Source organism: Curtobacterium sp. ER1/6, from assembly GCF_001742745.1.
GTDB lineage: Bacteria > Actinomycetota > Actinomycetes > Actinomycetales > Microbacteriaceae > Curtobacterium > Curtobacterium citri.
Genome location: NZ_MJAK01000003.1, coordinates 271,750 through 295,057, shown reverse-complemented (window position 1 = coordinate 295,057; position 23,308 = coordinate 271,750). Strand labels below are relative to the sequence as shown.

Sequence of the window (23,308 nt, the reverse complement as noted above, 5' to 3'; positions counted from 1 at the left end):
GGGGGGAGCCGCTCGGCGGGGGTCGCTCCGGCGACCTCGGCGAGCAGGTATCCGGCGAGCGATGAGTCCCCCGCTCCGACCGTCGAGCGGGCGACGATCCGGGGTGCGGCGGCGGCGAAGGCGCCCTCGTCCGACACCAGGACGGCGCCGGCGCTGCCCAGGGTGAGCAGGACGGTGTCGACGTGCTTGTGCCGCAGGCGGTGCGCTGCCGCGACGGCCGCGTCCGGGTCCTGCTCGTACACGTCGGGGTCGCCACCGACGACCTCGGCGAGCTCCTCGGCGTTCGGCTTCACCAGGTCGATCCGCTCCCCGGACTGCAGCAGCGCGGTGAACGGGACGCCCGACGAGTCGACCGCGATGCGGACGTCGTCGCCGTGCCGCCGGCGGACCGCGCGGACGAGCACGGCGAGGGCGTCGTCGGGCAGCCCGGGCGGGAGCGAACCGGCGAGGACGACCCAGCGGGCGGCCGGTCCGGTCGGCGTCGGGCCCGCGGCGTCGGCGACGAGCGCGGCGAGGTCGTCGAGCCGTCCGGCCAGCGAGGGGCCGGGCTCGTTGAGCTTCGTCGTCGTGCCGGTCGGCTCGGTGACGGTGACGTTCGACCGCAGCGGCGCACCGATCGGCAGCGCGAGGGTCGGGATGCCCCGGGTCGCCAGGCCGAGCAGGACGGGGTCGAGCTCGTCGCCCGGCAGGACGGCGAGGGTGTCGCCCCCGCTCGCGACGACCACGCGGGACACGTTGACGCCCTTGCCGCCGGGCTCGGCCGTGGTGCGCACGGCACGCTGGACGGCGCCACGCTGCAGCTCGCCGCCGAGCTCGATCGTGCGGTCGAGGGACGGGTTGGGCGTCACGGTGACGATGCGGGTGCTGTGCTGGACGGTGCCGTTCTCGGGCCTCATGCGACCACGACCTCCACGTCGGCGTCGGCGAGCGCGACGGCGAGGTCCGCCGGGGGCTCCTGGTCGGTGACGAGCGTGTCGATCTCGTCGAGGCGCGCGAAGCGCATGAGCGCCTCCACCCCGTGCTTCGCGGCGTCGGCGAGCACGACGCTCCGGCGCGCGGCGAGGACGTACGCGCCCTTCACGCCGGCCTCGTACTCGTCGGGCGTGCTCAGCCCGAAGCCCGCGGACAGGCCGTTCGTGCCGACGAAGGCGACGTCGGGGCGCAGACCGGCGATCTGCTCGACGGTCGCGGTGCCGACGGCGGCGCTCGTCACCCCGCGGACCCGGCCGCCGAGCAGGTGGAGCTCGACGTGGGCGCTGTGCTGCAGGACCGCGGCGATCGGCACGGAGTTGGTGACGACGGTCAGGGTCGCCCCGGGCGTCGCCGGCTCCCACCGTGCGAGCTCGGCGGCGACGGCGGCGCAGGTCGTGCCCGCGTCGAGGGCGATCGAGCCGGTGAAGGTCGACGGCACGAGCCGCATCGCGGCGCGCGCGATCGCGGTCTTCGCGGTGCCGTGCTGTCCCTCGCGCTCGGCGACGCTGAGCTCGACGACGCTCGACCGACCGACGGGGACCGCACCCCCGTGCACCCGGCGCAGGACACCGGCGGTCTCGAGGGCGTCGAGGTCGCGCCGGACGGTCTCGGTGGTCACGTCGAAGTGTTCGGCGAGGTCGGCGACCGACACCCGCCCGGCCGAATGCAGCGCGGCGGCGATGGCGTCCTGCCGCTCCGTTGCGTACATGCCCGAACTCCTTCGTTCCCGTTGGTTTCAGGAACTGTACGTCCAGAAGCAACACGAACGCAACTGTTGCGCAGGTGAACCAACACGAACGCAGCGAACGCCCGATCCGCAGCAGCGGATCGGGCGTCCAGGAGTCCGGGGTCAGGCGTCGAACGGCACGCGGTCGCTCGACCCGACGCCGGCGCGCTGGCGGTACGACAGGTGGCCGCCGAGGTAGCCGCCGACGCCGACGACGGTCAGCCCGACGAAGCCGAGCGCCTTGCCCGCGGCGGTGTTGCCCTTCCGGCGCTGCCACCACGACAGGCCGAAGAACGTGATGCCGACCCAGTTCACGGCCTGGTGCACCCACCCGGTCCGACGCTGCTCGAGGGAGAGTTCCGCCCAGTCGACGTAGCCGGCGATCGAGGCGCTGCCGGCCGAGGCGATCCCGACCCCGGTCAGCGTCTGCGCGGCCCGCGCGTTGCCCTTCCCGCCGATCGTGTCGAGGACGGCCGCCGAGATCCAGGCACCCAGCGGCACCTGCACCATCAGCGGGTGCAGGGGGTGACCGAACGGCACGCCGTGCAGCAGCTGCCGCAGGGCCTTCGGCTTCGCGACGGCACGGACGACGCGCGTGTCGAGGTCGACGGCCTTGTCGAGCACGCTCGCGTGCTCGATGGAGTCGGTCAGGCGGCGGATGATCGGCAGCTCAGGCATGCCCTGGACGCTAGGCCGGGAGGCCCGGTGCCGGTTCCAGGAACCGGCACCGGGCCTCCCGTCCGGTGCGCTGCGCTGATCACACGCCGCCGCTCAGACGGCCGCCAGTGCCGACGTGGGCGGGATGCGCGCAGCGCGCGCAGCGGGGTAGAGCCCGGAGACGCCGCCGATCACCACGGTCGCCGCGAGGCCACCGGCGACCGCCCAGAGCGGGATCGCCACCGGCCAGCCCTGGCCGACCGCGAAGGTGATCGTCACCGCGAGTCCGATGACGACGCCGGCCACGCCGCCGAGGAACGACAGCAGCAGCGACTCCACCAGGAACTGGTCGCGGATGTTCCGTCGACGGGCACCGAGCGCGCGGCGCACGCCGACCTCGGCCCGGCGTTCGAGGACGGTGATCACCATCGTGTTCGCCACGCCGATGCCCCCGACCAGCAGGGCGACCCCGCCGATGCCGACGAGGAGGCCCGTGAAGGAGTCGTCCGTCGCGTTCTTCGCCGCGAGGGCGTCGGACGGACGGGTCACGCCGACCTCCTGCGGCCGATCGGGCCGGACCGCGTTCGCGAGGACGTCGCGCGCCGCCGCCACGCGCTCCGGATCGACCCGCGTGTACACCGCCGTCGGGTGCCCGTCGAAGCCGAGGGACGCCGCGAACCCCTGCGGGACGAAGACCTGGTTGTCCAGGTCCTCCGCGAGCTGCATCGGCGCGAGGATCCCGACGACCTGCACCCGCTGCCCGCCGATCCACACCGCGGTGTCCGGGCGGAGCCGGTCGATCCCGAGGCTCTCGGCCGCCACCGCACCGAGCACGGCCTGTGCCGGAGCGTCCGACGACGGGTCGACCCAGCGGCCGGCCGCGAGCGACCCGCCGAGCACCGCGGGGACGTCGCCCCACGTCGTCATCACACCGACCCCCTTCGTCTCCGCCGCCGGCACGAACGGGCTGCGGTAGACCCGGCCGTCCTTCGCCTCGCCGACCCCCGCGGCGGCCTGCACGTCGGGCTGGCGGAGCACGGACTCCACGGCTGTGGTCGGCAGGGGCGCGACCTCCCCGAACCCCTGCGCCTTCGTCACGGTCAGGACGTTCGTCCCGAGCGCGTCGAGCACCCGGTCGAGCGCCGCCTTGCTCGACGATGAGATGCCGACGACGGCGATCATCGCGGCGATGCCGATGGCGATGCCGAGCGCCGACAGCACGACCCGGCCCGGTCGCGTCCGGAGGCCGAAGACCCCGAGCCGGAGGAGGTCACCCGGACCGACCGTCCGTGTCCGCGACCCCGGCGGGCGCACCGTGTGCGCGCTCGTCGTGCGCGGGCTCGTCGTGTGCGCGCTCACCGGGCGACCCCGGCGATCGCGTCGGCGAGCGCCCCGGCGTCCGACGTGCTGGAGTCCTCCTCGACGGCACCGTCCCGCATGCGCACCTGCCGCGGCAGCGAGGCGGCCAGGGCGAGGTCGTGCGTGATGACGAGCACCGTCGTCCCGCCGTCGTTCAGCTCGCGGAGCAGTGCCAGGATCCGCTGCCCGCTCGCGCTGTCCAGCGCCCCGGTGGGTTCGTCGGCCAGCAGGATCGTGGGGTCGCCGACGACTGCGCGGGCGATCGCGACGCGCTGCTTCTCGCCGCCGGACAGCTCGGTCGGGCGGTGACCGACACGGTGGCCGAGGCCGACCCGTCCGAGGGCGTCCTCCGCACGCTCCAGGCGGGCGCGCCGCGGGACCCCGGCGTAGAGGAGCCCGTCGGCGACGTTCTCCGCCGCCGTCGCGCCCGCCTGCAGGTGGAAGTGCTGGAAGACGAACCCGATGTGCTCGGCGCGGAGCCGCGAGAGGTCGTCGTCGCGCATCGACCCGACGTCGTGCCCGGCGATCCGCACGGTGCCGGACGTCGGTCGGTCGAGCGTGCCCACCGTGTTGAGCATCGTGGACTTGCCCGAACCCGAGGGGCCGACGACCGCCACGAGCTCCCCCGCGGTGACGTCCAGCGAGACGCCGCGGAGTGCCTGGACGTCGCCGTAGGTCTTCACGACGTCGCGGAGGTGGACCACCGTCTCCGCGGCGCTCGGCCCGGCGGTCGGCCCGGCGGCTGTTCCCTCGGCGAGGGGCGTGACGCTCACGAGGGCACCACGACCTCGTCGCCCTCGTGCACGGCACCGGTGACCGCAGCGCGTCCGTCGGCGACGAGTCCGACCTCGACGCGGACGCGCTTCGTGGTGCCGTCGCGTCGGACGACCTCGACGCTGTACTCGCCGGCGCGACCGCCGGCGGCGAGTGCCTGCACCGGCACGGACAGCACGTCCGTCACGGTCTGGCCGGGCGCCTCGACCTGCACGGACGCCGCGGCCGGCAGCTGCCGGTCACCGGCGTCGAACGCGATCGTGGTGACCACGGTCTTCCCACCGCCGTCCGCTTCGCCCGTCTCCACGTCGACGACCTCGCCGGCGACGGCGTCACCGCCGCCGTTGATCCGGACGCGCACCTTCGCCCCGACGGGCAGGCGCTCCGCGTCGGTCTGCGACACCGAGGCGTTCACGACCCGCTTGGTGCTGGTCACCTCGAGGACGTCGCCCGCGGCCGGCTGCCCGAGCTTCGCGACCACCGAGTCGACCCGCACGGCCCCGTCGACGAACACGACGTCGTTCGCCGTGATCGTCCCCGTGCGCTCCAGGCCTCGGTCCTTCTGCCACCGCTTCACGGCGGCGAGCGTGCGCTTCCCGAAGACCTCGTCGACGGAGACGTCGTACCCGAGCGCGGCGAGGTCCTCGTTGAGCTGCCGGACGTCGGCACCCTTGTCGCCGTACTCGAGCGTCCGCCAGAGCGGCGTCGTGCCGTACATCGCCCGGACCGGGCGTTCGTCGACCGCGTAGAGCGGCTGGTCCTGCTCGACGACCTGCCCGGGTTCCGGCAACCAGGTCACGGTGCCGGATGCCGCGCCGGGCACCCCGGTCGGAGCGCCGTACCCGAGGGTGCCGGCGAACACCTTCGAGTCGGTGAGGTTCCCCTTCGTCACGGGGGCCGTGGCGTGGTGCGTCCGGCCCTGGGCGGCCGAGGACTCCTGCGGCGCACCGCCGACGACGGCCCACGTGCCGAGGCCAGCAGCCAGCACGGCGACCAGGCACGCCGAGACGACGGCCGTGCGCTTCGTCGTGGTGCTGCTCACTGCGTCACCACGCTCGCGCCGGCCCCTTCGTAGCACTTCCGAAGTACCTCCCCGAACTCCGGGTCACCCTCGGGCGGGGAGTACGCGTCGGCGTCGCGGGAATCGTCCGGGTAGTCCGCGTAACCCGCCTTCCGCATGCACTTCCCGACCTTCGTATGGATCGCCAGGAACTCCGGATCGTTCTGGGCCGCCTCGGCCTGACGCGCGGTCTCGGGATCGTGCTCCTTCGTGCACTTCTCCAGCACCTCCTGCCGATCGGAGATGTCCCCGTCGGTCGGGAAGCGCTGGTAGTCGTCGTCGGTCACGTCGTAGCCCGCGTCCCGCATGCAGGACGCGACGGCGTGAGCGACGCTCGACCGCGACGGTCCGGACGATGACGATGCAGGGTCCGGTCCGGCTGCGGAACAGCCGGCGAGGACGCCGGCGAGGACGAGGAACGCCGCGGCGATCCCGGTGCGGGTGGCGATGGTGGTCATGGTGGTGTCTCCGATGCTCGTCGTGCTGGTGGTCAGGTGCCGGTGGTCAGGTGCCGACGATCACCGGCCCAGCTGCTGGGTGTCCGGGGCGTGCTCGCTCAGGCAGGACGAGAGCGTCTCCTCGAACTCCGGCTCCTGTGCGCGCGGGTAGTCGCTGTAGTCGATGAGGCCCGGTTCCTGCTCCGGCGCATCCGGGTACTGCTCACGGACGCAGGAGTCGACCGCGGCGTACTGGCGCTTCCACTTGTCCTTCTGCGCCGAGTCGGCACCCGTGATGCCGAGGTCCGATGCGCACTTGCCGGATGCCTCGGTGAAGCGCTCCGCGTCGACGTCGGCCGGCGAGGTGACCGCGCCGCTCCGGACCTGGTCGTCCGACGGGTCCTCGACCTGGAAGCCCGCGGTGCGCATGCAGTCGCCCCACTCCGCGCCGACCGATGCCGCGGCGTGCTCGGTCGACGGCGCGGTCGGCGTCGTGGAGCAGGCAGCGAGGGCGGTCGACCCGACGAGCGCGAGGGCGAGGACGGCGGCGGCGCGGACCAGTCGGGGGGTTCGTGTGGTGTCGTTCATGTGCTCCAGCACAACGCACACGGTGTTTCACCAGCGTACGGCGGACGGTTACACCGACGAAACAACGGCCGGACGGACGAGCACGGCGACGCGGAGCCCACCGCCGGGACGGGGTTCGATGCGCACGTCCCAGCCGTGTGCGTCGGCGATGGCGGTGACGATCGACAGCCCGAGACCGCTGTGCCGCTTCGTTCCGGCCTGTGCACCGCGTCGGAACGGCTCGGTCAGCGTCGCGACGTCCGACGGCGGGACGAGCGGCCCGGTGTTCTCAACGGTGACACCACACGGCGCGGTCCGGACGAGCACCGTGCCGCCGTCGTGGTTGTACTCGACGGCGTTGTCGACGAGGTTGGCGACGAGCTGCCGCACCAGGAGCGCCTCGCCGGTCAGCCCGACCGGAGCGGAGGCGCTCTCGGTGTGGATCGTCACCCCGACGCCCTCGGCCTGGGACCGGGCCTGGGCGACGACGTCGCGGACGATCGTGTCGAGGTCCACCGGCGCGCCGCGGTCCTCCAGGCCGCGCTCGGCCTCGGCGAGCACGAGCAGCGACTCGACGAGGTGCTCCGTCCGCCGGTTCTGCTCCAGCAGCTCGCTCCGGACCGACGCGACCTCGCCCGGCGAGGCGTCGTCGGGCAGGCCGATCTGCAGGGAGGCCCGCTGGACCGCGAGCGGGGTCCGGAGCTCGTGCGCCGCCTGCGCCACGAACCGCCGCTGGCTCGCGAACGCCGCCTCGAGCCGGTCGAGCAGGGCGTCGATCGTCGCCGAGAGCCGTCGGAGCTCGTCGTCGGGTCCGTCCAGGGCGACGCGCTCGTGCAGCGTCGACGCCGAGATGCGGTCCGTGGTGGCCGTGATGCGGTCGATCGGCCGGAGCACCCTGCGACTGAGGACCCATCCGAGCACGCCGGCGAGCACGCCGGCCGCGACGATGCCGACGGCGGACCACTGCCACTGCTGGGCGGCGACCACGCGGACGAACGCGACCGTCGCACCCGGCTGCCCGTCCGGCCCGACGGCCGGCCCGACGTCCGGATCCGGGGCCACGGAAGCGATCCCGGTCCACGGCAGCTCGATGGCCGGCTCGTCGGCGACCGTGCTCAGCGACCACTGCGACGCGAGGTTCACGAACACCAGGACGCCCGCAGTGAGCACCATCGACGACACCGCGAACCCGACGGCCGTCCGGGTGCCGATGCTCCAGAGCCGCGTCACAGCGCGTACCCGCACCCCGGCACGGTCCGGATCGGGTCGGGGGTCCCGAGCTTCTTGCGGAGCTTCGACACCGTCACCCGGACGGCCGCGGTGAACGGGTCGATGTTCATGTCCCAGACCTTCTCGAGCAGTTCCTCGGACGACACGATCCGGCCGTCCGCGCGGAGCAGCACCTCGAGCACCCCGAGTTCCTTCGAGGTCAGGTCGAGCGGGCGGCCGTCCCGCGTCGCGACCCGCCGGTTCGAGTCGAGCACGAGACCGTCCCGCTCCAGCACGGGCGCCACCGGCGGCACGCTCCGCCGCCCCAGGGCACGTACGCGGGCGACGAGCTCCGGGTACTCGAACGGCTTCGCGAGGTAGTCGTCCGCGCCGAGCTCGAGTCCGTGCACGCGGTCTGCGAGCGCGGTCGCGGCGGTGAGCATGAGGATGCGGGTGAGCGAGCCGCGGGCGGCGAGCCGACGGGCGACCTCGTCCCCGTGCAGCCCCGGGAGGTCACGGTCGAGCACCACCACGTCGTAGTCGTTCACCGCGAGGAGCTCGTCCGCCTCGTCGCCCCGGTAGGCGACGTCGACGGCCATGTCCTGGCGGCAGAGCCCCTTCGCGACGAGGTCCGCCAGGGAGGTCTCATCGTCCACCACGAGTACACGCACGCATGACATTTCACATGCGGTGCTTAGGAGTCGGCTGAGTCGAGGTGCACGGTCCCCCGCCGCTCGTCGACCCGGACGACGAATTCAGCCGTGCTCGCGGAGCGGGCGATGAACAGCGGGACGGTGTCGACGGTGTGTTGTTCCATACGCCCACCGTCCCGCCTGCGCTGTTTCGCCGCCGTAACGCTCCCGGGGTCGACCTACTCCTCGACGATCTCCGCCAGTTCGAACGGCTCGACCGTCAGCGCGTCGCCGTCGGCGGCGACGTCGACCCGGACGGTGTCGCCGTCGCGCACGTCGCCCGACAGGATCGCCCGCGCCAGCCGGTCGTCGATCTGCCGCTGCATCAGGCGGCGGAGCGGCCGGGCCCCGTACACCGGGTCGTACCCGCGCTCCGCCAGCCACCCGCGGGCGGCGGGCGTGACGGCGAGTTCGAGCCGCCGGTCGGTCAGGCGACGTGCCAGCCGGTCGACGTCCAGCGAGACGATCTGCCCGAGGTCCTCGGTGGTGAGCGCCTGGAACACGACGATGTCGTCGAGCCGGTTCACGAACTCGGGTCGGAACGCCTGCTGCACGAGCTCCCGCACGGCCTCCTCGCGCTGGACCTCGGTCAGCGTCAGGTCGGTCATGAACTGTGAGCCGAGGTTCGACGTCAGGATCACGATCGTGTTCCGAAAGTCCACCGTTCGACCCTGCCCGTCCGTGAGCCGGCCGTCGTCGAGCACCTGGAGCAGGACGTCGAAGACCTCGGGGTGCGCCTTCTCGACCTCGTCGAGCAGCACCACGGAGTACGGGCGCCGACGGACGGTCTCGGTGAGCTGCCCGCCAGCCTCGTACCCGACGTACCCGGGCGGGGCACCGATCAGCCGCGCGACCGAGTGCTTCTCGCCGTACTCGCTCATGTCGATGCGGACGAGGGCCTTCTCGTCGTCGAACAGGAACTCGGCGAGCGCCTTGGCCAGCTCGGTCTTGCCGACGCCGGTCGGGCCGAGGAACAGGAACGAGCCCGTCGGACGGTCCGGGTCCGAGATCCCGGCGCGGGTGCGACGGACCGCCTCGGACACGGTCGACACCGCGGCGCGCTGCCCGATGATCCGGCGGCCGAGCTCGGTCTCCAGGTGCAGGAGCTTCTCGGTCTCGCCCTGCAGCAGGCGGCCCATCGGGATGCCCGTCCACTGTGCGATCACGGCGGCGATGTCCTCGTCCGCGACGCTGTCGTTCACCATGCGGTCCGCGCTCTCGGCCTGCTCGGCGGCGGCCAGCTCGGCCTCGATGCGGGGCTTCTCGCCGTACTCGAGCCGCGAGACCGTCTCGTAGTCGGCCTCGCGCTGGGCACGCTGGCTGCGCATGTTGAGCTCGTCGAGCTGCTGCTTGAGCTCACCGATGCGGTTGAGGCTCGCGCGCTCGGCCTGCCAGCGCTGCTCGAGCTCGTCGAGCCGCGCCTGCCGGGTGTCGAGCTCGGCGCGCAGGGTCGCGAGCCGCGCCTTCGAGGCGTCGTCCCGCTCCTGCTTCAGCGCGAACTCCTCGACCCGCAGGCGGTCGACGCTGCGCTTGAGCTCGTCGATCTCCACCGGGCTCGAGTCGATCTCCATGCGGAGCCGGCTCGCCGCTTCGTCGATGAGGTCGATCGCCTTGTCCGGCAGCTGTCGACCGGAGATGTACCGGTTCGACAGGCTCGCGGCGGCCACCAGCGCGGAGTCGTTGATCGTCACCTTGTGGTGCGCCTCGTACCGCTCCTTGAGTCCGCGGAGGATCGCCACGGTGTCCTCGACGCTCGGCTCCCCCACGAACACCTGCTGGAAGCGCCGCTCGAGGGCGGCGTCCTTTTCGATGTACTCGCGGTACTCGTCGAGCGTCGTCGCGCCGATCAGCCGCAGCTCACCGCGTGCGAGCATCGGCTTGAGCATGTTCGACGCCGCGACGGAGCCCTCGCCGCCGCCGGCACCCATGAGCGTGTGCAGCTCGTCGATGAAGGTGATGACCTGGCCGTCGGAGTCGTCGATCTCCTTGAGGACGGCCTTGAGCCGCTCCTCGAACTCGCCGCGGTACTTCGCCCCGGCGATGAGCGCGGACATGTCGAGCGACACGAGTCGCTTGTCCTTCAACGAGTCGGCGACGTCGCCGGCGACGATGCGCTGCGCCAGGCCCTCGACCACGGCGGTCTTGCCGACGCCCGGCTCGCCGATGAGGACCGGGTTGTTCTTGGTCCGGCGCGTCAGCACCTGGGAGACGCGGCGGATCTCGGCGTCACGGCCGATCACCGGGTCGAGCTTGCCGCTCCGCGCGATCGCGGTCAGGTCGACGCCGTACTGCTCGAGGGCGGTCTTCTGCCGTTCCTGCGAGTCGGGAGCGCCCTGGAGGTTCGCCATGCGGTCCGTCCTTTCCGTGCGGTGGTGGTGTACTTGAGTCTACTGCACTCAACTTACGAGCGCAGCGGTGCATTCCGGATCCCGACCGCGCTGACGACGGCGCCGGCCGCCAGCAGCAGCGCCATCACGACCATCGCGCGGTGCAGTCCATCGACGCTCACTCCGCCGCCGAGGACGACGCCCGCCAGGGCCACCGTCACCAGCCCGGCGATGCGGGCGACCGCGTTGTTCACGGCGGATCCGGCACCGGCCTCCGCCTGCGGCACCGATCCGAGCACGGCACTCGTCAGCGGCGTCACCATGGTCGCGATCCCCGCACCGATCAGCACCAGCCCGGGCAGCACCGACCACCAGTAGCCCGCCGGGTCGTCGCCGGCGAGCAGCATCAGCAGCGCGCCGACCGCGGCCACGGCCGGCCCGGCAGCCATGAACCACCGCGGACCGTACCGGCCGGAGAACGAACCGACCGTGGTGGACAGCGCCAGGAGCATCAGCGTGGGCGGCAACGTCGCGAGTCCGGCGACCCAGGCGGGGAAGTCCCAGACCTCCTGCAGGAACAGGGTCACGACGAAGAACACCATCCCCAGCGCCCCGTAGATCGAGAGCGTCGCCAGGTTGCCGACCGTGAAGTTGCGCGCCCGGAACAGCTCGAGCGGCACCAGGGGCGAGCCGGCGGTGCGGGTCACGCGGAGCTCCCACGGCACGAACGCCACGAGGGACGCGGCGCCGAGCACGAGCGCGGCGACCACCACCGGGGCGCCCCACCCGAGGCGCTCCTGCTCGATCAGGCCGAGGACGACACCGCCGACCCCGACCACGGCGAGCACCGCGCCGACGACGTCCACCCGCGGACGGTCACCGGTGACCACGTCGCCGGAGATCCGTCGCACCAGGGGGATCGTCACCGCGATCGGCACGGCCGTCACCACGAAGATCCAGCGCCAGCCGATGCCGTCGACGATCAGCCCGCCGACGACCGGCCCGAGGATGGACGCCGCACTCGACCAGGCCGTCCACGACCCGATCGCCTTCGCCTGCGCCGTACCCCGGAACGCCGCGACGATGAGCGCCAGGGCACTCGGGGTCACCAGCGCTCCACCGACGCCCTGGAACGCCCGAGCGACGACCAGGACCTCGCCGGTCGGTGCGATCGCGCACACCACCGAGGCGACGCCGAAGACGATGAGGCCCCACCGGATGATCCGGACGCGGCCGAACAGGTCGGAGAGGGAGCCGGCCACCAGGATCAACGAGCCGAGCGTGACCAGGTAGGCGTCCACCGTCCACTGCTGCACGACGAGACCACCGCCGAGCTCCCCCCTGATCGCCGGCAGGGCGACGTTGACGACGCTCGAGTCGAGCCCGACGACGAAGGACGCCAGGATCGCGACCACGAGGACCACCCGGCGGTCGTCGCGGAGCGGAGCGGTTGCGGCCGGAGCGGTCATGCGCCCATCATCCTCGCCGGCGACACCCGGCGACCGGTTGCACCGACGAAACAGCGCGCTCGCGAGCATCATCGACATGCAACATGTCATTGCCCCCACCCGTCCACGTCTCGCCGGTCTCGACGCCGCTCGCGGGCTCGCCGTCCTCGGCATGTTCTCCGCCCACGTCGGGGCGGCGGACACGCTCTTCGACTGGACGGATCCGTCGAGCTGGCCCGACCTCGTGAACGGCCGGTCCTCGGTCCTGTTCGCCCTGTGCGCCGGCGTCTCGCTCGTCCTGCTCACCACCGGACCGCGTGCCGATCCAGAGCTGACCGGACGCGCGCCGACCGGCCGTCCCGGAAGCGGTCTCCTGCGCGACCGTCGGCACGTGCTGGCCCGCGCCGCGGTGCTCCTGGCGATCGGCGCGCTCCTCACGCTCGTCCCCGGCGGCGTCCTCGTCATCCTGCCGACCTACGCGGTCCTGTTCGTGGCCGCGCTGCCCTTCCTCCGGCTCCGGCTCCGCTGGGTCGTCCTCGCGACCGCGCTCTCCCTGGGCGTCGGACCCGTGCTCGCACTGGTCGGTCAGGCCGTCGTCGAGATGAGCGGGAGCGGCACCGCCGACCTGCTGTTCGTCGGCTACCCGGCGGTGTCCTGGTTCGGCGTCGTGCTCGCCGGGGTGCTCGTCGCACGACTCGGCCTCGACCGCGCACCGGTGCTCCGCCGGATGCTGGTCGTCGGCACCGCGATGGCCGTGGTCGGGTACGGCGGCGGCGCCCTCCTCGGATCGGCGCTCGGCGTCGTCGGCCCGGTCGGGATGCTGGTCCCCGTGACGTCGGGCGGCGGGGCAGGACCCGTGTCGAAGACCGTGCCGAGCGGCGGACCCGACGTGGTGCAGCTCCGACCGGAGTTCCCGCCGTTCCCGCAGATCGAGTGGGCGCGGCTGCTCGACATCACGCCGCACTCGGGCTCGTCGTTCGAGCTCGTCGGAGCGCTCGGGACCGCTCTGGCCGTCCTCGCCGCACTCTGCCTCGTCGCCGTCCGGCTCTCGTCGGTCCTCCTGCCGCTGCGCGCGGTCGGCCGCCTCGCCCTGACGCTGTACTGCGGGCACATCCTGGCGATCGGTGCCTGGTTCGCCGCTGGCAACCCGGACCCGGTGCCCGCGCTGCACGGGTGGTTCCCGTTCACCGTGCTCGCCGTCGTGGCGGTCGTCACCGCGCTGCTCGTGGACCGGTCGGGTCGACGGGGGCCGCTCGAGGCCCTGATCCGCCGCGCGTCCCGAGCGCTCGACGATCCCCGGCCTGCGACCGCCTGACCGCTCCGCACCGACCCCGCGGGGACGGAGCCCCGGCGAACGCCGAAGCCCCCGCGACCGACATGGTCGCGGGGGCTGCCGACAGGACGGGGCTGGGTGTCCTAGTTCTTGGGCTCGGCGCTCGAGTGCGCGTTGGGCTGCACCGAGGGACCGGGGTTGACGACGGGCTGCGCGGTCGGCTGCGCCGTGTGCTGAGCGGCCGGGTCGGTCACGACGGTGTTCACCGTGCCGTCGTCGTTCTTCTTGTCGTCGCCCATCTCCTTCTTGAAGATGTTGATCGACTGGCCGAGGCCCTTGGCGAGCGCCGGGAGCTTGGTCGCACCGAAGAGCAGGATGACGATCCCGAGGATGATCAGCAGGTGGAGCCCTGTGAGGCCTGCGAACATGTTGACTCCTTGTCCTGGTTCTGGCGTCACTCGCCCGATCGTCGTCGATCGGACCAGCGGAAGAGCGTGTCCCGACATGGTAACTCCCCCATCGCTCCGAATCCCAGGCCGGAGCAGGAACGGACACCGTTCACACAGGCAGCACCCCCGGAGGCCGTTGCTCTCCGGGGGTGCGCCGTTCCGGCCGCGGGTCAAGGCACGGCCGGGGTCGGTGGGGCGGCTAGTAGGCGCCGCGGGACCGCAGGACGGACGGGACCGTCCTGGCGAGGATGACGAGGTCGTGGAGGAACGACCAGTTCTCGACGTAGTGCAGGTCGAGCCGGACCCCTTCGGCCCAGTCGAGGTCCGAGCGGCCGCTGACCTGCCACAACCCGGTCATGCCGGGGGTCACGAGCAACCGACGATCGGCGAAGTCCTCGTAGACGGCAACCTCGCTCGGCAGCGCGGGACGGGGACCGACGAGGCTCATCGAACCGGTGAGGACGTTCCACAGCTGCGGGAGCTCGTCGAGCGACGTCCGCCGGAGGAACGCGCCCACCCGGGTCACCCTGGGGTCGCGCTGCAGCTTGAAGAGGGGCCCCGAGCCCTCGTTCCCGGCGGCGAGCTCGGCGATCCGTGCCTCGGCGTCGACGCACATCGTCCGGAACTTGAGGATCGAGAACTCCTGCGCCCCCCGTCCGACGCGGCGCTGCCGGAAGAACACCGGCCCGCCGTCGTCGAGTCGGATGACGAGGGCGATGGCCGCCAGCAGCGGTGCGAGCACGACCAGCCCGGCGGTGGCGCCGACCACGTCGAGCAGCCGCTTGCCCCGGCGGCAGCGGTAGTCGGGGGCCTCGACGTGCATGAGCGGCAACCCGTCGACCGGTCGCTCGTGCACCCGCCCAGCCGCGATGTCGGCGAGCGGCGAGGAGACGACGAGCTCGACGCCCCGCTCCTCGAGCTGCCACCCGAGTCGGCGCAGCCGTTCGTGGCCGCCGCGCACGGCACCGGCCACCACCACGGCCGCAACGCCCGTGTCGGAAGCCACGTCGAGCACGTCGTCGATGCCGCCGACGACCTCGGCCTCGGCCGTGCCGAGGTCGACCCCGGCACCCACCTCGGCGCAGTCGGACACGACCGCGGCGACGCGGTACCCGGCAGCCGGCGTGGCAGCGATCCGCCGCCCGACGTACCGGACGTCGTCGAGGTCGCCGACGAGCAGGACGTCGAGCAGCTGCTGCCCCAGGGCGCGGCGATGGGCGAGGACCGTCCGGACGCCCTTCCGCCCGAGGGCGAGCAGGACGAGGCCGAGCGGGAACGCGATGGCGACGTACCCCCGGGCGATGTCGAGACGTGTGGCGTACGCGACCACGGCGACGGTCGCGCCGGCGACGAGACTCGCGGTGACGAGCCGGCGGTACTCCTCGCTGCCGATCCCGGCGATGCGCGGGTCACGCGTCCGGAAGCCCGAGAGCAGGAGCATCCAGAGCAGCACGACCGCCGGAGCCGTCACGACCTCGGTCCAGCCGGAGCCGGCGGCGGGGCCGGAGACCTCCCACGGGAACCGGAGGGCGTGTGCGACCCCGAACGCGACGATGAGCAGCCCGAGGTCGAGCATGCCGACGGCGAGGGAGAACCCGGACGTGGCGCCGGCGGGAGCGGCTCGTCGCGGCGTGCTCGAGGACGACTGACGCACTGCGAGCGACATCGAGCACCTCCGGACGGTGACCGGCAGGCGGGTTCCGTGCCGGGCCCGGGAGCACCGGACCCGGCCAGTATATCAGTACGGTGTGCGATCTTCCACCGTGTGGAGGACGTCCGCGAGCGACCACAGCACCGGCCCCTCGACCAGGCGCGCGGCCTCCGCGTCGGACAGCCCACGGACCCGGAAGCCGACGCGCTCACCCGGCAGCAGCGTCATGAACCCGCGGTCCACCGTGCCGGTCGGCGCCACGCGGTCGGGCTGCACGAGCAGGTCCCGCACGAGCGACGCCGCCTCGACGACCAGGTCGTGACCGTCGCCGTCTGCAGCCGGTGACACCGTCGTGCGGTACCGCGCCGGCTCCCAGCGCACGTCCTGGTCCGGCGCCGCGGTCCAGACCGCACGGCGCCAGTCCATGTCCGCGACCACGAGCTCGCGGGTCGGGTCGTCGACGACGCCGACGGACTCCGGCAGCGGGACGACGGCGACGCCGGCCTCGGACAGCCGGACGGGCAGCGTCACCTCGGCGAGGATCGTGCCCGAGACGTGCATGCGACGGATCCGGACCACGCTGTCGCGCCCGGCACGCGCGGAGCGGACGGCGACCTCGACGGGCGAACCGCCGAAGGACCCCGGCGACACCCCCAGCGACAGGGTGTCCACCAGGCCGCCGGGCTCGGTGGTCCCGTCCGCGGCGCCGGCGGGTGCGGTCCCGGCCGCCCCGTCGGCGGGAGCCGACGTACCGTCGCGGTCCGCGCCTCCCGACCGGTCGTCGGACGACGTCGGTGCCGCACCGTCGTCGCTGGCCGCACCGTCGTCGGTGGCCGCACGCGCGACGGGACGGATCGCCAGCAGGACGTCGTCGTACAGCCGACGCAGCTCGTGCGCGAGCGGCTTGAGCCGCCCCGCGGAGTCGACCGCCGACCACGACGCCACCGGCCACAGGTCGTTGAGCTGCCAGACGACCACGCCCGTGTTGCGCGGCCAGTGCGTCCGCCAGTGCTCGACGGCGGTCGCGATCGCGCGCGTCTGCTGGAGCTGCGTCAGGTAGTGCCAGCGGTCGAGGTCCGCCGGGTCCACCGTGCCGAACCGCGGCGCGATCCCGCGGGCGAGCTTGCCCATGCCGTCGTCGGCCTTCTGGTGGTGCACGACGCCGGGCGAGTCCACGCGCAGCGGCTCGTCCGTCACGGCCTCGCGCAGGGTGCGCCAGGCGGGCGGCGCCTGCCAGCCGAACTCCGAGACGAAGCGCGGCACCGAGTCGCGGTAGTGGTCGTCGGAGAGGCGGTTCCAGACGTCCCACGAGTGGTGCGTCTCGTGGTCGACGTCGTTGGCGGGCAGGTTCTCGGAACCCGACCAGGGCGACGCGACCGTGTAGAAGCGCGACGGGTCGACGGCGTCGACGATCGTCGGGAGCAGGTCGAGGTAGTAGTCGAGGCCCCAGCCGCGGTCGCCGAGCTCGTCGGCCCAGCCGTCCGCGTCGTGCAGCCAGATGTTCTCGTTGTTGCCGTTCCAGACCACGAGCGACGGGTGGCCGGCCAGGCGTGCGACGTTGTCGCGGGCCTCGGCGACGACCTCGCTGCGGATCGGCTCGATCTCGGGGTAGGCCGCGCACGCGAAGGCGAAGTCCTGCCAGACGAGCAGGCCGGCCTCGTCGCACACGTCGTAGAAGTCGTCGGACTCGTAGACGCCACCGCCCCAGACCCGGACGAGGTTCACGCCGAGGTCCGCGGCGACCCGGAGCCGGTCGGCCACCCGCTGCCGGTCGACCCGGGACACGATGACGTCGTCGGGGATCCAGTTCACCCCGCGCACGTCGATCACGGTGCCGTTCACCACGACGGTGAAGGGCTTGCCGACGGCGTCGTCGGCGGTGTCGATGCGGGCCGAGCGGAAGCCCGTCCTCGCCGTCCGACGGTCGAGGACCTCGCCGTCGACGGTCTGCAGCTCGACGGTCACGTCGTACCGGGGCTGCTCCCCGTAGCCGCGCGGCCACCAGCGCCGCACCTCGGGCACGCGCACCGTGACGACCGTCTCGTCGTCCTTCGGCGTCAGCTGTGCCCGCGAACGCTGCCGGGTCGTCCCGCCGTCGGCCGTGGGGCCGGCGACCGTGACGACGAGCACGAGGTCGTCGTCCTCGCCGTCCTGGTCGAGGTCGTTCATCCCGGAGCGCTCGACGCGGACGTGGGCGTCGAGGACGCCCTCGCCGGCCTCGACGTCGACCAGCGGCTTCACCTCGGCGAGGCGGGCCGTCGACCAGCGCTCGATCGCGACGGGACGCCACGGTCCGCTCGTCACCGCGGTGAGTCCCCAGTCCCAGCCGAAGTTCGACGCCTGCTTGCGGACGTAGGGGAACGGCTCGTCGTACGGCCCGGGCATGGACCCGGCGCGGGCGGCGACACGGCCGGCCTCGCGGTACGGCGACTCGAAGAGCAGCTCGAGCTCGCGGTCGCCCGTGGCACCCGGCACGTCGTTGAGGTCGAACCGGTACCGCCGGTGCATGTTCCGGGTGGTGCCGACGACCACGCCGTCGAGGCTCAGCTCCGCGACGGTGTCCAGGCCCTCGCAGACGAGGTCGACGCGCTCGTGGCCCCGCGGTGCGACGTCCACGCTTCGCCGGTAGACCCAGTCGGCCCGTCCGACCCACTTCGCGCCGTCCTCGTTGCGGTCGAAGGTCGGGTCCGCGACGAGTCCCTCGCGTTCGAGGTCCGTGTGCACCTGCCCCGGCACCGTGGCGGGGATCGTGCGACCCGCGATCCCGGCCGGCGCTCCGGCCGGCACCTGGTCGCCGGCGATCGCCACGGTCCAGTCGTCGCGGAGTTCCTCGCGCTCGAGGGTCATGCGGGTCCTTTGCTGGGCGGACGGGGTGGGGCGGACGGGACCCGGACCGGCTGGTCGCCGACCCGGACCGGGACGCCGGCCGGCGCTCGTGCCCGTGGTCGCGGCAGCGGCCGGGAGGCGCGGCACCGGTCGCCCGGGCATCGTCGCGTCCGCGCGCGCGGACGACTGCTCGCCGCGCGCGGGGGTGCTCGGCGATGCTAGTACGGCGACCTTGCCGACACCTACGCCGCCGCCCGGGTCCGCGCGACGCGCACCGTCGGTGCGTGGCAGGGTGGTGCCGTGATCACCGTCGAACTCGCCCGGTCGCTCCGCGACGCCGGACTCCGCTGGCACCCGGCGACCGGCGACCGCTTCGTCATCGACAAGCCCGGGGTCGACGACGACGTCTACACCGTCTCCGAGATGACGGTGGAGCGGCACGACTACCCGAGCGGCACCGTGCTCGGCTTCAACGGGACGACCGAGTGGGCGCTCGACTCGGTCGAGGCGTCCGAGTCGCTGTGGCTCCCGCGCGAGGACCAGCTGCGCGACCTGCTCGGCCCGGCGTTCGTGTCGCTGACCGCCGGGTTCGTCGTGACGGCGACGATCGGCGGGACGGCCCGGGAGTTCCGGAGCGACGACGCGGCCGAGGCCTACGCCGCCGCACTGCTGGAGTACGTCACCGACGCCCTGGCGTGACCGGTCCGCCCCGCCCGGCCGCGTGGCCGGACGGGGCGGATCCGTCGTGTCCGTCAGGCCTCGGCCGGCCCGTCCCGGTCGACGACCGGACGGCGACGCCGTGACCGGGCGAGGAGCAGGACGCCACCGAGCAGGAGGGCAGCGGCCGCGGGGAGCGCGGCCCGGAGGACCTCGGTCCCCGTGAACGCGAGCGCACCGGGCCGGGCCTCGACCGGCACCTCGTTCGGGACGACCTGCGACAGAACCCGGACCGGCCGCGCCTCGACCGAGGCCGGGCTGTCGACCCCCGGCTCGGCTCCGTCAGCCGTCGCGGCGAGCGGTGTCGCCCCGTGCCCCTCGGTCTGCCCGGTCGTCGCCGACCCCCGGACCTGCTCGGTCGCGCCGTCGGCACGGGTGACCCGGCCCTGGGCCTGCGAGCGGAACAGCACGTGACCGGCGCGCACGTCGGCATCGGTCACCGTGTGGAAGCGCCCCTCGCAGGTCGTCTCCGCACCCGGGGCCAGGGTCGACGCCGCACAGGACACCGGTTGCCCGTCGCCGGTGCGGATGCCGTGCACCTCGAGGTTGCCGGTGTCCTGCAGCGTGCCGCGGACCGCGACGACGTCCCCGACGTGGAACACCTCGTGCGCGCCGGCCGCACGGACCGTGCCCGAGCCGGTGCGGACCACCGGGGACATCCGCAGGTCGAGCCGGTTGGCCGCGAGCAGCCCCACGCGCACCTCGTCGCGGTCGGTTGCCTCGTGGTCGTCGGGCCCGGTGCCGGTGCCGACGAGGACGAACGGGACGACACCCTCCTCGATCTCGCCCTGCGTCAGGACGTGGTCCGTGACGGTGCACACGATCGACTCGCCCGGCGCGAGCGGGTCCGCGGGGCAGTCCACCGCGCCGTCGGCGACCTCGACCATCTCGGCGTGCGGGTCACGCAGCGTGACGTTCCCGGTGTTCCGGAGCGTCGCGGCGAGTTCCACGAGGTCACCCGGTCGCGGGACCTCGTGCTCCGAGGCCGCGAGGTGCGCGGACAGCTCCGCGTCGAGCAGGGCGCGCCGCTCGACGTCCACCCCGGCGGTGGGCGAGGCGGTGGCCTGCCGGTCGTCGGTCCCGGTCGCGGTGACGGCGAAGGCGAAGTCGACCCGTCCGGCGTCGACGTCGTCCTGGGTCAACGGGTACCCGTCGACCTCGCAGGCGGCCTCGTCTCCGGGCGCGACCGGTTCCGCGGGGCAGCGCACCGTGGTGCCGGGTCGGTCGACGACGTGCGCCGAGGTGTCCCGGACCGTGGTGTTGCCCGTGTTCCGGACGACCAGGGTCAGCGCCGTCCCGTCGCCAGCGCGCGGCAGCGCGTGGTCGACGGGGGCGAGGACCGCCGATGCCGACGCGGTGATCGCCGTCGCCCGCGGCAGGGGCAGGTCGATCGGCGCGGTCGCGGTCACCTCGGCGTCCGACGGCGCTGAGCCACGGCCGTCGACGTCGAAGTGGACGGTGCCCGCGTCGATCTCGGCCTGCGTCAGCGCGACGCGGTCCACGGTGCAGGTGGTCCGGTCGCCGGGCGCCAGGTCCTCGTCCGGGCAGTGCACGCGAGTGTCCCCTCGGCCACGGACGACCGCGGTGACGTCGTGCAGGGTGACGTTGCCGGTGTTCTCCACCGTCGTCGTGAGCTGTGCGTCGTCCCCGGCGAACGGCACCTCGTGACCGCTCGGTGCCAGGGCGCTCGTCGCGCCCACCGCGATCGACGGCGCCGCGGCGAGCGGGACGGCCGCACGGTCGTCCGCCTCGACGGACCCGCCGTCCGGAGCGGTCGCGACGACGTGCAGCGCGAAGCCCACCGACCCCTCGTCGATCTCGCGCTGGGTGAGGACGTGGTCCTCGACCGCGCACGCGTGCTCGTTGCCCGGCGGCAGCGCCCCCTTCGGGCACGTCGCCTCGACACCGGTCGGCCGCGGGTCGTGCACGGTGACGTTGCCGACGTTGGTCAGGACCGCCGTGAGCCGCACGTGGTCGCCGGCCCGGGGCGCCCGGTCCTGGTCCGCCCGCGCGGCGGTCAGGGTGGTGGTGATGCGCGCCTCCTGGGCGACCGCGAGCGTCGTCGCGTCCGTCGCCGAGACCGTGGTGCCGTCCGGTGCGACGCCCGTGGACCGCACGTCGAACCGGACCGCGCCGGCGTCGACGTCCTGCTGGGTGAGGGGGTACCCCGACGTCGCACAGTCGACGGAGGCACCCGGTGCCAGCGGGCCGGGCGGACACGTCGCGGTGATGCCCGCGGGACGGGTGAAGGTGCTCGCCGGGTCCGTCAGGGTGACGTTCCCGGTGTTCGTGACGCGCACGGACACGTCGGCGACGGTGCCCGGCGCGGACGCCGCACCGTCGGGCAGGGCGGCCGTCACCCGCGTCCCGACGGCCGGGGCCGGTGCGACCGTCGGCTGGTCGGCCCGTGCGACCCCGCGGACGTCGCCGTCCCGCGGGTCCTTCGCCACGACGGTCGCCGCGAACGGGACACTGCCACGGTCGACGTCCTCCTGGATGACGGTGTACCGCCCGTCGACGGCACAGTCGACCGCGTCACCCGGCGCGAGCGGCCCGTCCGGGCAGTCGACCCGGAAACCGGGGCGGTCGTCGATCGTGGCCGTCGGGTCGTGGAGCGTCACCGTGCCGCTGTTGCGCACGCGCAGGCGGAGTCCGACGGTACCGCCGACGCCCGGCGGTCCGTCGTCGACGACGGTCCGCAGGGTGGCCTCGACGGCCGGGGCGGACTCGGTCGTGTCGACGGACGCCGAGGCCGATCCGGTCACCGTCGCTCCCCCACGCGAGACCGCGGTCGCGTCGACCGTGTCGTCGATCCGCCCCGCGTCGAGGTCCGACTGCGTCACGGCCCGCGCCGGTGACGTGCAGGACGTCGAGGCACCCGGAGCGAGCTCGTCGGCACCGCACGTCACCGTGCCGTTCCGCCCGGTCACCTCGAGGCCGTGGACCGGGACGTCGCCGTCGTTGCGGACGGTGCTCGCGAAGGCCACCTGCTCGCCGAGGTCGGCCACGTCGTCGTCGTTCCCGTCCGTGAGGACCGCCCGGTCGGTGACCGCGAGGGCGTTCCGCTCGGCGCGGAAGGTGACGCTCGCGGGCTCCGGCAGGTCGACACCCACGTGCTCGGTGACGTCGTCCGGGGTGATCGTGTACGTCCCCGCGCGGTCCGCCACGACGTCGAAGGAGACCGTGCAGTCCGCGGCGAGGCGGGCGAGGCTGCCGTTCCGCACGGCGAGCGCGTCGCCACCCGCCGGGGCGGAGACGGTCGCGCCCTGGCACGTCGTCTGCGTCTTCGGGTCGGGGGCGATGTGCAGTCCCTCCGGCAGGTCCTCGGCGAACGACCACCCCGGCTTTGATCCCCGCTCCGCGGTGTTGACGACACGGGCGGTCATGCGCGCGGTGTCCCCGACGAAGGGCTCACCGGCGTAGGCGTTGGCGAGCACCGGGGTGGAGTCGAGCACGGTGACACCGTCGATCGCACCGTCGTTCCCGCTGTACGAACCCTGCTGGTTCCGGAGCCGCCACTGCACGGTGTCGCCGCTGAAGAGCAGCCCGCCGCTCGACGTGAACCTGCCCGCCCGGTAGCTCTGCCCGCCGAACGAGTACGTCGCACTGCCCTGCTCCGTGCAGGGGTCGATCGCGTGGTCGGACACGTTCCGCTCCGTCGTGCCGTCGACCAGGCTGAACGCGAGCTTCGGGTGCGCCCACTCGGGGCCGCACGACCCGGCCGCGGCGACGACGCCGAACGAGATGAAGCGCCCCGACGCGCCGACGTGCGTCGGGGTTGTCGGCTCGACCTGCACCGCGTTCACCGGGACGTTCCGGTCCTCGGTCCAGGCACTCACCGCGTGGTTCGTGCCCGGGTCCGTCCCGCCGGCCTGTCCGAGCACCGAGGCGAGTCCGCGGATCTCGGCGTTCCGCCCGCAGGCGCTCACCGCCGTGCTGCGCGCGCTGGTGACGATGCCGTTGCACTGCTGGGCGTCGATCCACTGCGGCGCCGCCGTGTAGTGCTCGCCGTTCCGCCCGACGAACTGGTTCAGCATCACTGGTCGGGTGCTCATGCCGTTCTCGAAGTCCTCCGAGAACAACACCCGCGGCTGCGCTCCCGGGACGACGTGGACGTCGCCCCGGGACGCGACCGGTGGGAGGGGAGCCGCGGGAGCGCCCTG

General features: G+C 73.4%; 19 protein-coding genes. 2 read left to right on the top strand and 17 right to left on the bottom strand.

All coding sequences use genetic code 11. The features are described from left to right. The 13 genes from Cus16_RS07615 to Cus16_RS07560 form a co-directional block, all read right to left on the bottom strand. Positions 1-896: 1-phosphofructokinase family hexose kinase (locus Cus16_RS07615; RefSeq protein ID WP_069712041.1), on the bottom strand; the 896-nt coding region annotated here is incomplete at its 3' end. Then, positions 893-1,681 carry a DeoR/GlpR family DNA-binding transcription regulator gene (locus Cus16_RS07610; RefSeq protein WP_069712040.1) on the bottom strand — a complete coding sequence of 263 codons (789 nt, stop codon included), beginning with the start codon at positions 1,679-1,681 and terminating at the stop codon, positions 893-895. The genes Cus16_RS07615 and Cus16_RS07610, both read right to left, overlap by 4 nt. 141 nt (positions 1,682-1,822) lie before the next feature. Continuing rightward, positions 1,823-2,377 (bottom strand): DUF2231 domain-containing protein, encoded by a 555-nt coding sequence (locus Cus16_RS07605; protein ID WP_069712039.1) that lies wholly within the window; start codon positions 2,375-2,377, stop codon positions 1,823-1,825. A gap of 93 nt (positions 2,378-2,470) precedes the next feature. Then, entirely contained in the window at positions 2,471-3,715 is a 1,245-nt protein-coding gene (locus Cus16_RS07600) for an ABC transporter permease (RefSeq protein WP_223246555.1), read from the bottom strand. After that, the gene (locus tag Cus16_RS07595) at positions 3,712-4,419 is read right to left on the bottom strand and encodes an ABC transporter ATP-binding protein (protein WP_069712071.1); all 708 of its coding nucleotides are present in this window, start codon (positions 4,417-4,419) and stop codon (positions 3,712-3,714) included. The genes Cus16_RS07600 and Cus16_RS07595 overlap by 4 nt, the downstream gene beginning before the upstream one ends. A 65-nt stretch (positions 4,420-4,484) precedes the next feature. Next, positions 4,485-5,531: an efflux RND transporter periplasmic adaptor subunit gene (locus Cus16_RS07590; RefSeq protein WP_069712038.1), complete on the bottom strand. Its 1,047-nt coding sequence runs from the start codon at positions 5,529-5,531 to the stop codon at positions 4,485-4,487. Further along, positions 5,528-6,007 carry a hypothetical protein gene (locus tag Cus16_RS07585; RefSeq protein WP_069712037.1) on the bottom strand — a complete coding sequence of 160 codons (480 nt, stop codon included), beginning with the start codon at positions 6,005-6,007 and terminating at the stop codon, positions 5,528-5,530. The genes Cus16_RS07590 and Cus16_RS07585 overlap by 4 nt, the downstream gene beginning before the upstream one ends. A 60-nt stretch (positions 6,008-6,067) precedes the next feature. After that, positions 6,068-6,574: a hypothetical protein gene (locus tag Cus16_RS07580; protein WP_141718867.1), complete on the bottom strand. Its 507-nt coding sequence runs from the start codon at positions 6,572-6,574 to the stop codon at positions 6,068-6,070. Between the two features lie 48 nt (positions 6,575-6,622). Next, complete coding sequence (locus tag Cus16_RS07575) at positions 6,623-7,798, bottom strand: sensor histidine kinase (protein ID WP_069712035.1); 1,176 nt, start codon at positions 7,796-7,798, stop codon at positions 6,623-6,625. Next, entirely contained in the window at positions 7,780-8,433 is a 654-nt protein-coding gene (locus Cus16_RS07570) for a response regulator transcription factor (RefSeq protein WP_069712034.1), read from the bottom strand. Before Cus16_RS07570 ends, Cus16_RS07575 begins: the two co-directional genes overlap by 19 nt. 23 nt (positions 8,434-8,456) lie before the next feature. Next, the gene (locus tag Cus16_RS17010; protein WP_262982035.1) at positions 8,457-8,579 is read right to left on the bottom strand and encodes a hypothetical protein; all 123 of its coding nucleotides are present in this window, start codon (positions 8,577-8,579) and stop codon (positions 8,457-8,459) included. Positions 8,580-8,633: 54 nt separating this feature from the next. Beyond that, positions 8,634-10,802, bottom strand: a complete 2,169-nt coding sequence (locus Cus16_RS07565; protein WP_083263799.1) for an ATP-dependent Clp protease ATP-binding subunit — start codon at positions 10,800-10,802, stop codon at positions 8,634-8,636. A 53-nt stretch (positions 10,803-10,855) separates the two neighbouring features. Further along, positions 10,856-12,250, bottom strand: coding sequence for an MFS transporter (locus Cus16_RS07560; protein WP_069712033.1), 1,395 nt, complete (start codon positions 12,248-12,250; stop codon positions 10,856-10,858). 76 nt (positions 12,251-12,326) lie between these two features. Here Cus16_RS07560 and Cus16_RS07555 point away from each other — a divergent pair, with 76 nt between their 5' ends. Further along, positions 12,327-13,544 carry a heparan-alpha-glucosaminide N-acetyltransferase domain-containing protein gene (locus Cus16_RS07555; protein ID WP_189319555.1) on the top strand — a complete coding sequence of 406 codons (1,218 nt, stop codon included), beginning with the start codon at positions 12,327-12,329 and terminating at the stop codon, positions 13,542-13,544. A gap of 101 nt (positions 13,545-13,645) precedes the next feature. Here Cus16_RS07555 and tatA read toward each other — a convergent pair whose 3' ends face one another. The 3 genes from tatA to Cus16_RS07540 all read right to left on the bottom strand — a co-directional run bounded on the left by tatA (position 13,646) and on the right by Cus16_RS07540 (position 18,449). Next, positions 13,646-13,930 (bottom strand): twin-arginine translocase TatA/TatE family subunit, encoded by a 285-nt coding sequence (tatA, locus tag Cus16_RS07550; RefSeq protein ID WP_069712031.1) that lies wholly within the window; start codon positions 13,928-13,930, stop codon positions 13,646-13,648. 220 nt (positions 13,931-14,150) lie between these two features. Then, positions 14,151-15,617 (bottom strand): sugar transferase, encoded by a 1,467-nt coding sequence (locus tag Cus16_RS07545; RefSeq protein WP_069712030.1) that lies wholly within the window; start codon positions 15,615-15,617, stop codon positions 14,151-14,153. A gap of 72 nt (positions 15,618-15,689) precedes the next feature. After that, a complete protein-coding gene (locus Cus16_RS07540) occupies positions 15,690-18,449 on the bottom strand; it encodes a glycoside hydrolase family 2 protein (protein ID WP_069712029.1) in 2,760 nt (919 codons plus the stop codon). 279 nt (positions 18,450-18,728) lie between these two features. Between Cus16_RS07540 and Cus16_RS07535 the strand changes: the two genes are divergently transcribed. Further along, on the top strand, positions 18,729-19,127 hold the full coding sequence (locus Cus16_RS07535) for a pilus assembly protein CpaE (protein WP_069712028.1): 399 nt from the start codon (positions 18,729-18,731) through the stop codon (positions 19,125-19,127). A gap of 53 nt (positions 19,128-19,180) precedes the next feature. Here the strand turns inward: Cus16_RS07535 and Cus16_RS16630 are convergent, their stop codons facing one another. Continuing rightward, positions 19,181-23,200 (bottom strand): hypothetical protein, encoded by a 4,020-nt coding sequence (locus Cus16_RS16630; protein ID WP_189319554.1) that lies wholly within the window; start codon positions 23,198-23,200, stop codon positions 19,181-19,183. Between the last annotated feature and the right edge of the window lie 108 nt (positions 23,201-23,308).

Excerpts from the sequence above, each read along its gene's own strand:
- Cus16_RS07610 (WP_069712040.1), bottom strand. The coding sequence starts at position 1,681 with ATGTACGCAACGGAGCGGCAGGACGCCATCGCCGCCGCGCTGCATTCG.
- Cus16_RS07605 (WP_069712039.1), bottom strand. The coding sequence starts at position 2,377 with ATGCCTGAGCTGCCGATCATCCGCCGCCTGACCGACTCCATCGAGCAC.
- Cus16_RS07585 (WP_069712037.1), bottom strand. The coding sequence starts at position 6,007 with ATGACCACCATCGCCACCCGCACCGGGATCGCCGCGGCGTTCCTCGTC.
- Cus16_RS07580 (WP_141718867.1), bottom strand. The coding sequence starts at position 6,574 with ATGAACGACACCACACGAACCCCCCGACTGGTCCGCGCCGCCGCCGTC.
- Cus16_RS17010 (WP_262982035.1), bottom strand. The coding sequence starts at position 8,579 with ATGGAACAACACACCGTCGACACCGTCCCGCTGTTCATCGCCCGCTCC.
- Cus16_RS07565 (WP_083263799.1), bottom strand. The coding sequence starts at position 10,802 with ATGGCGAACCTCCAGGGCGCTCCCGACTCGCAGGAACGGCAGAAGACC.
- Cus16_RS07560 (WP_069712033.1), bottom strand. The coding sequence starts at position 12,250 with ATGACCGCTCCGGCCGCAACCGCTCCGCTCCGCGACGACCGCCGGGTG.
- Cus16_RS07555 (WP_189319555.1), top strand. The coding sequence starts at position 12,327 with ATGCAACATGTCATTGCCCCCACCCGTCCACGTCTCGCCGGTCTCGAC.
- tatA (WP_069712031.1), bottom strand. The coding sequence starts at position 13,930 with ATGTTCGCAGGCCTCACAGGGCTCCACCTGCTGATCATCCTCGGGATC.
- Cus16_RS07545 (WP_069712030.1), bottom strand. The coding sequence starts at position 15,617 with ATGTCGCTCGCAGTGCGTCAGTCGTCCTCGAGCACGCCGCGACGAGCC.
- Cus16_RS07540 (WP_069712029.1), bottom strand. The coding sequence starts at position 18,449 with ATGACCCTCGAGCGCGAGGAACTCCGCGACGACTGGACCGTGGCGATC.
- Cus16_RS16630 (WP_189319554.1), bottom strand. The coding sequence starts at position 23,200 with ATGAGCACCCGACCAGTGATGCTGAACCAGTTCGTCGGGCGGAACGGC.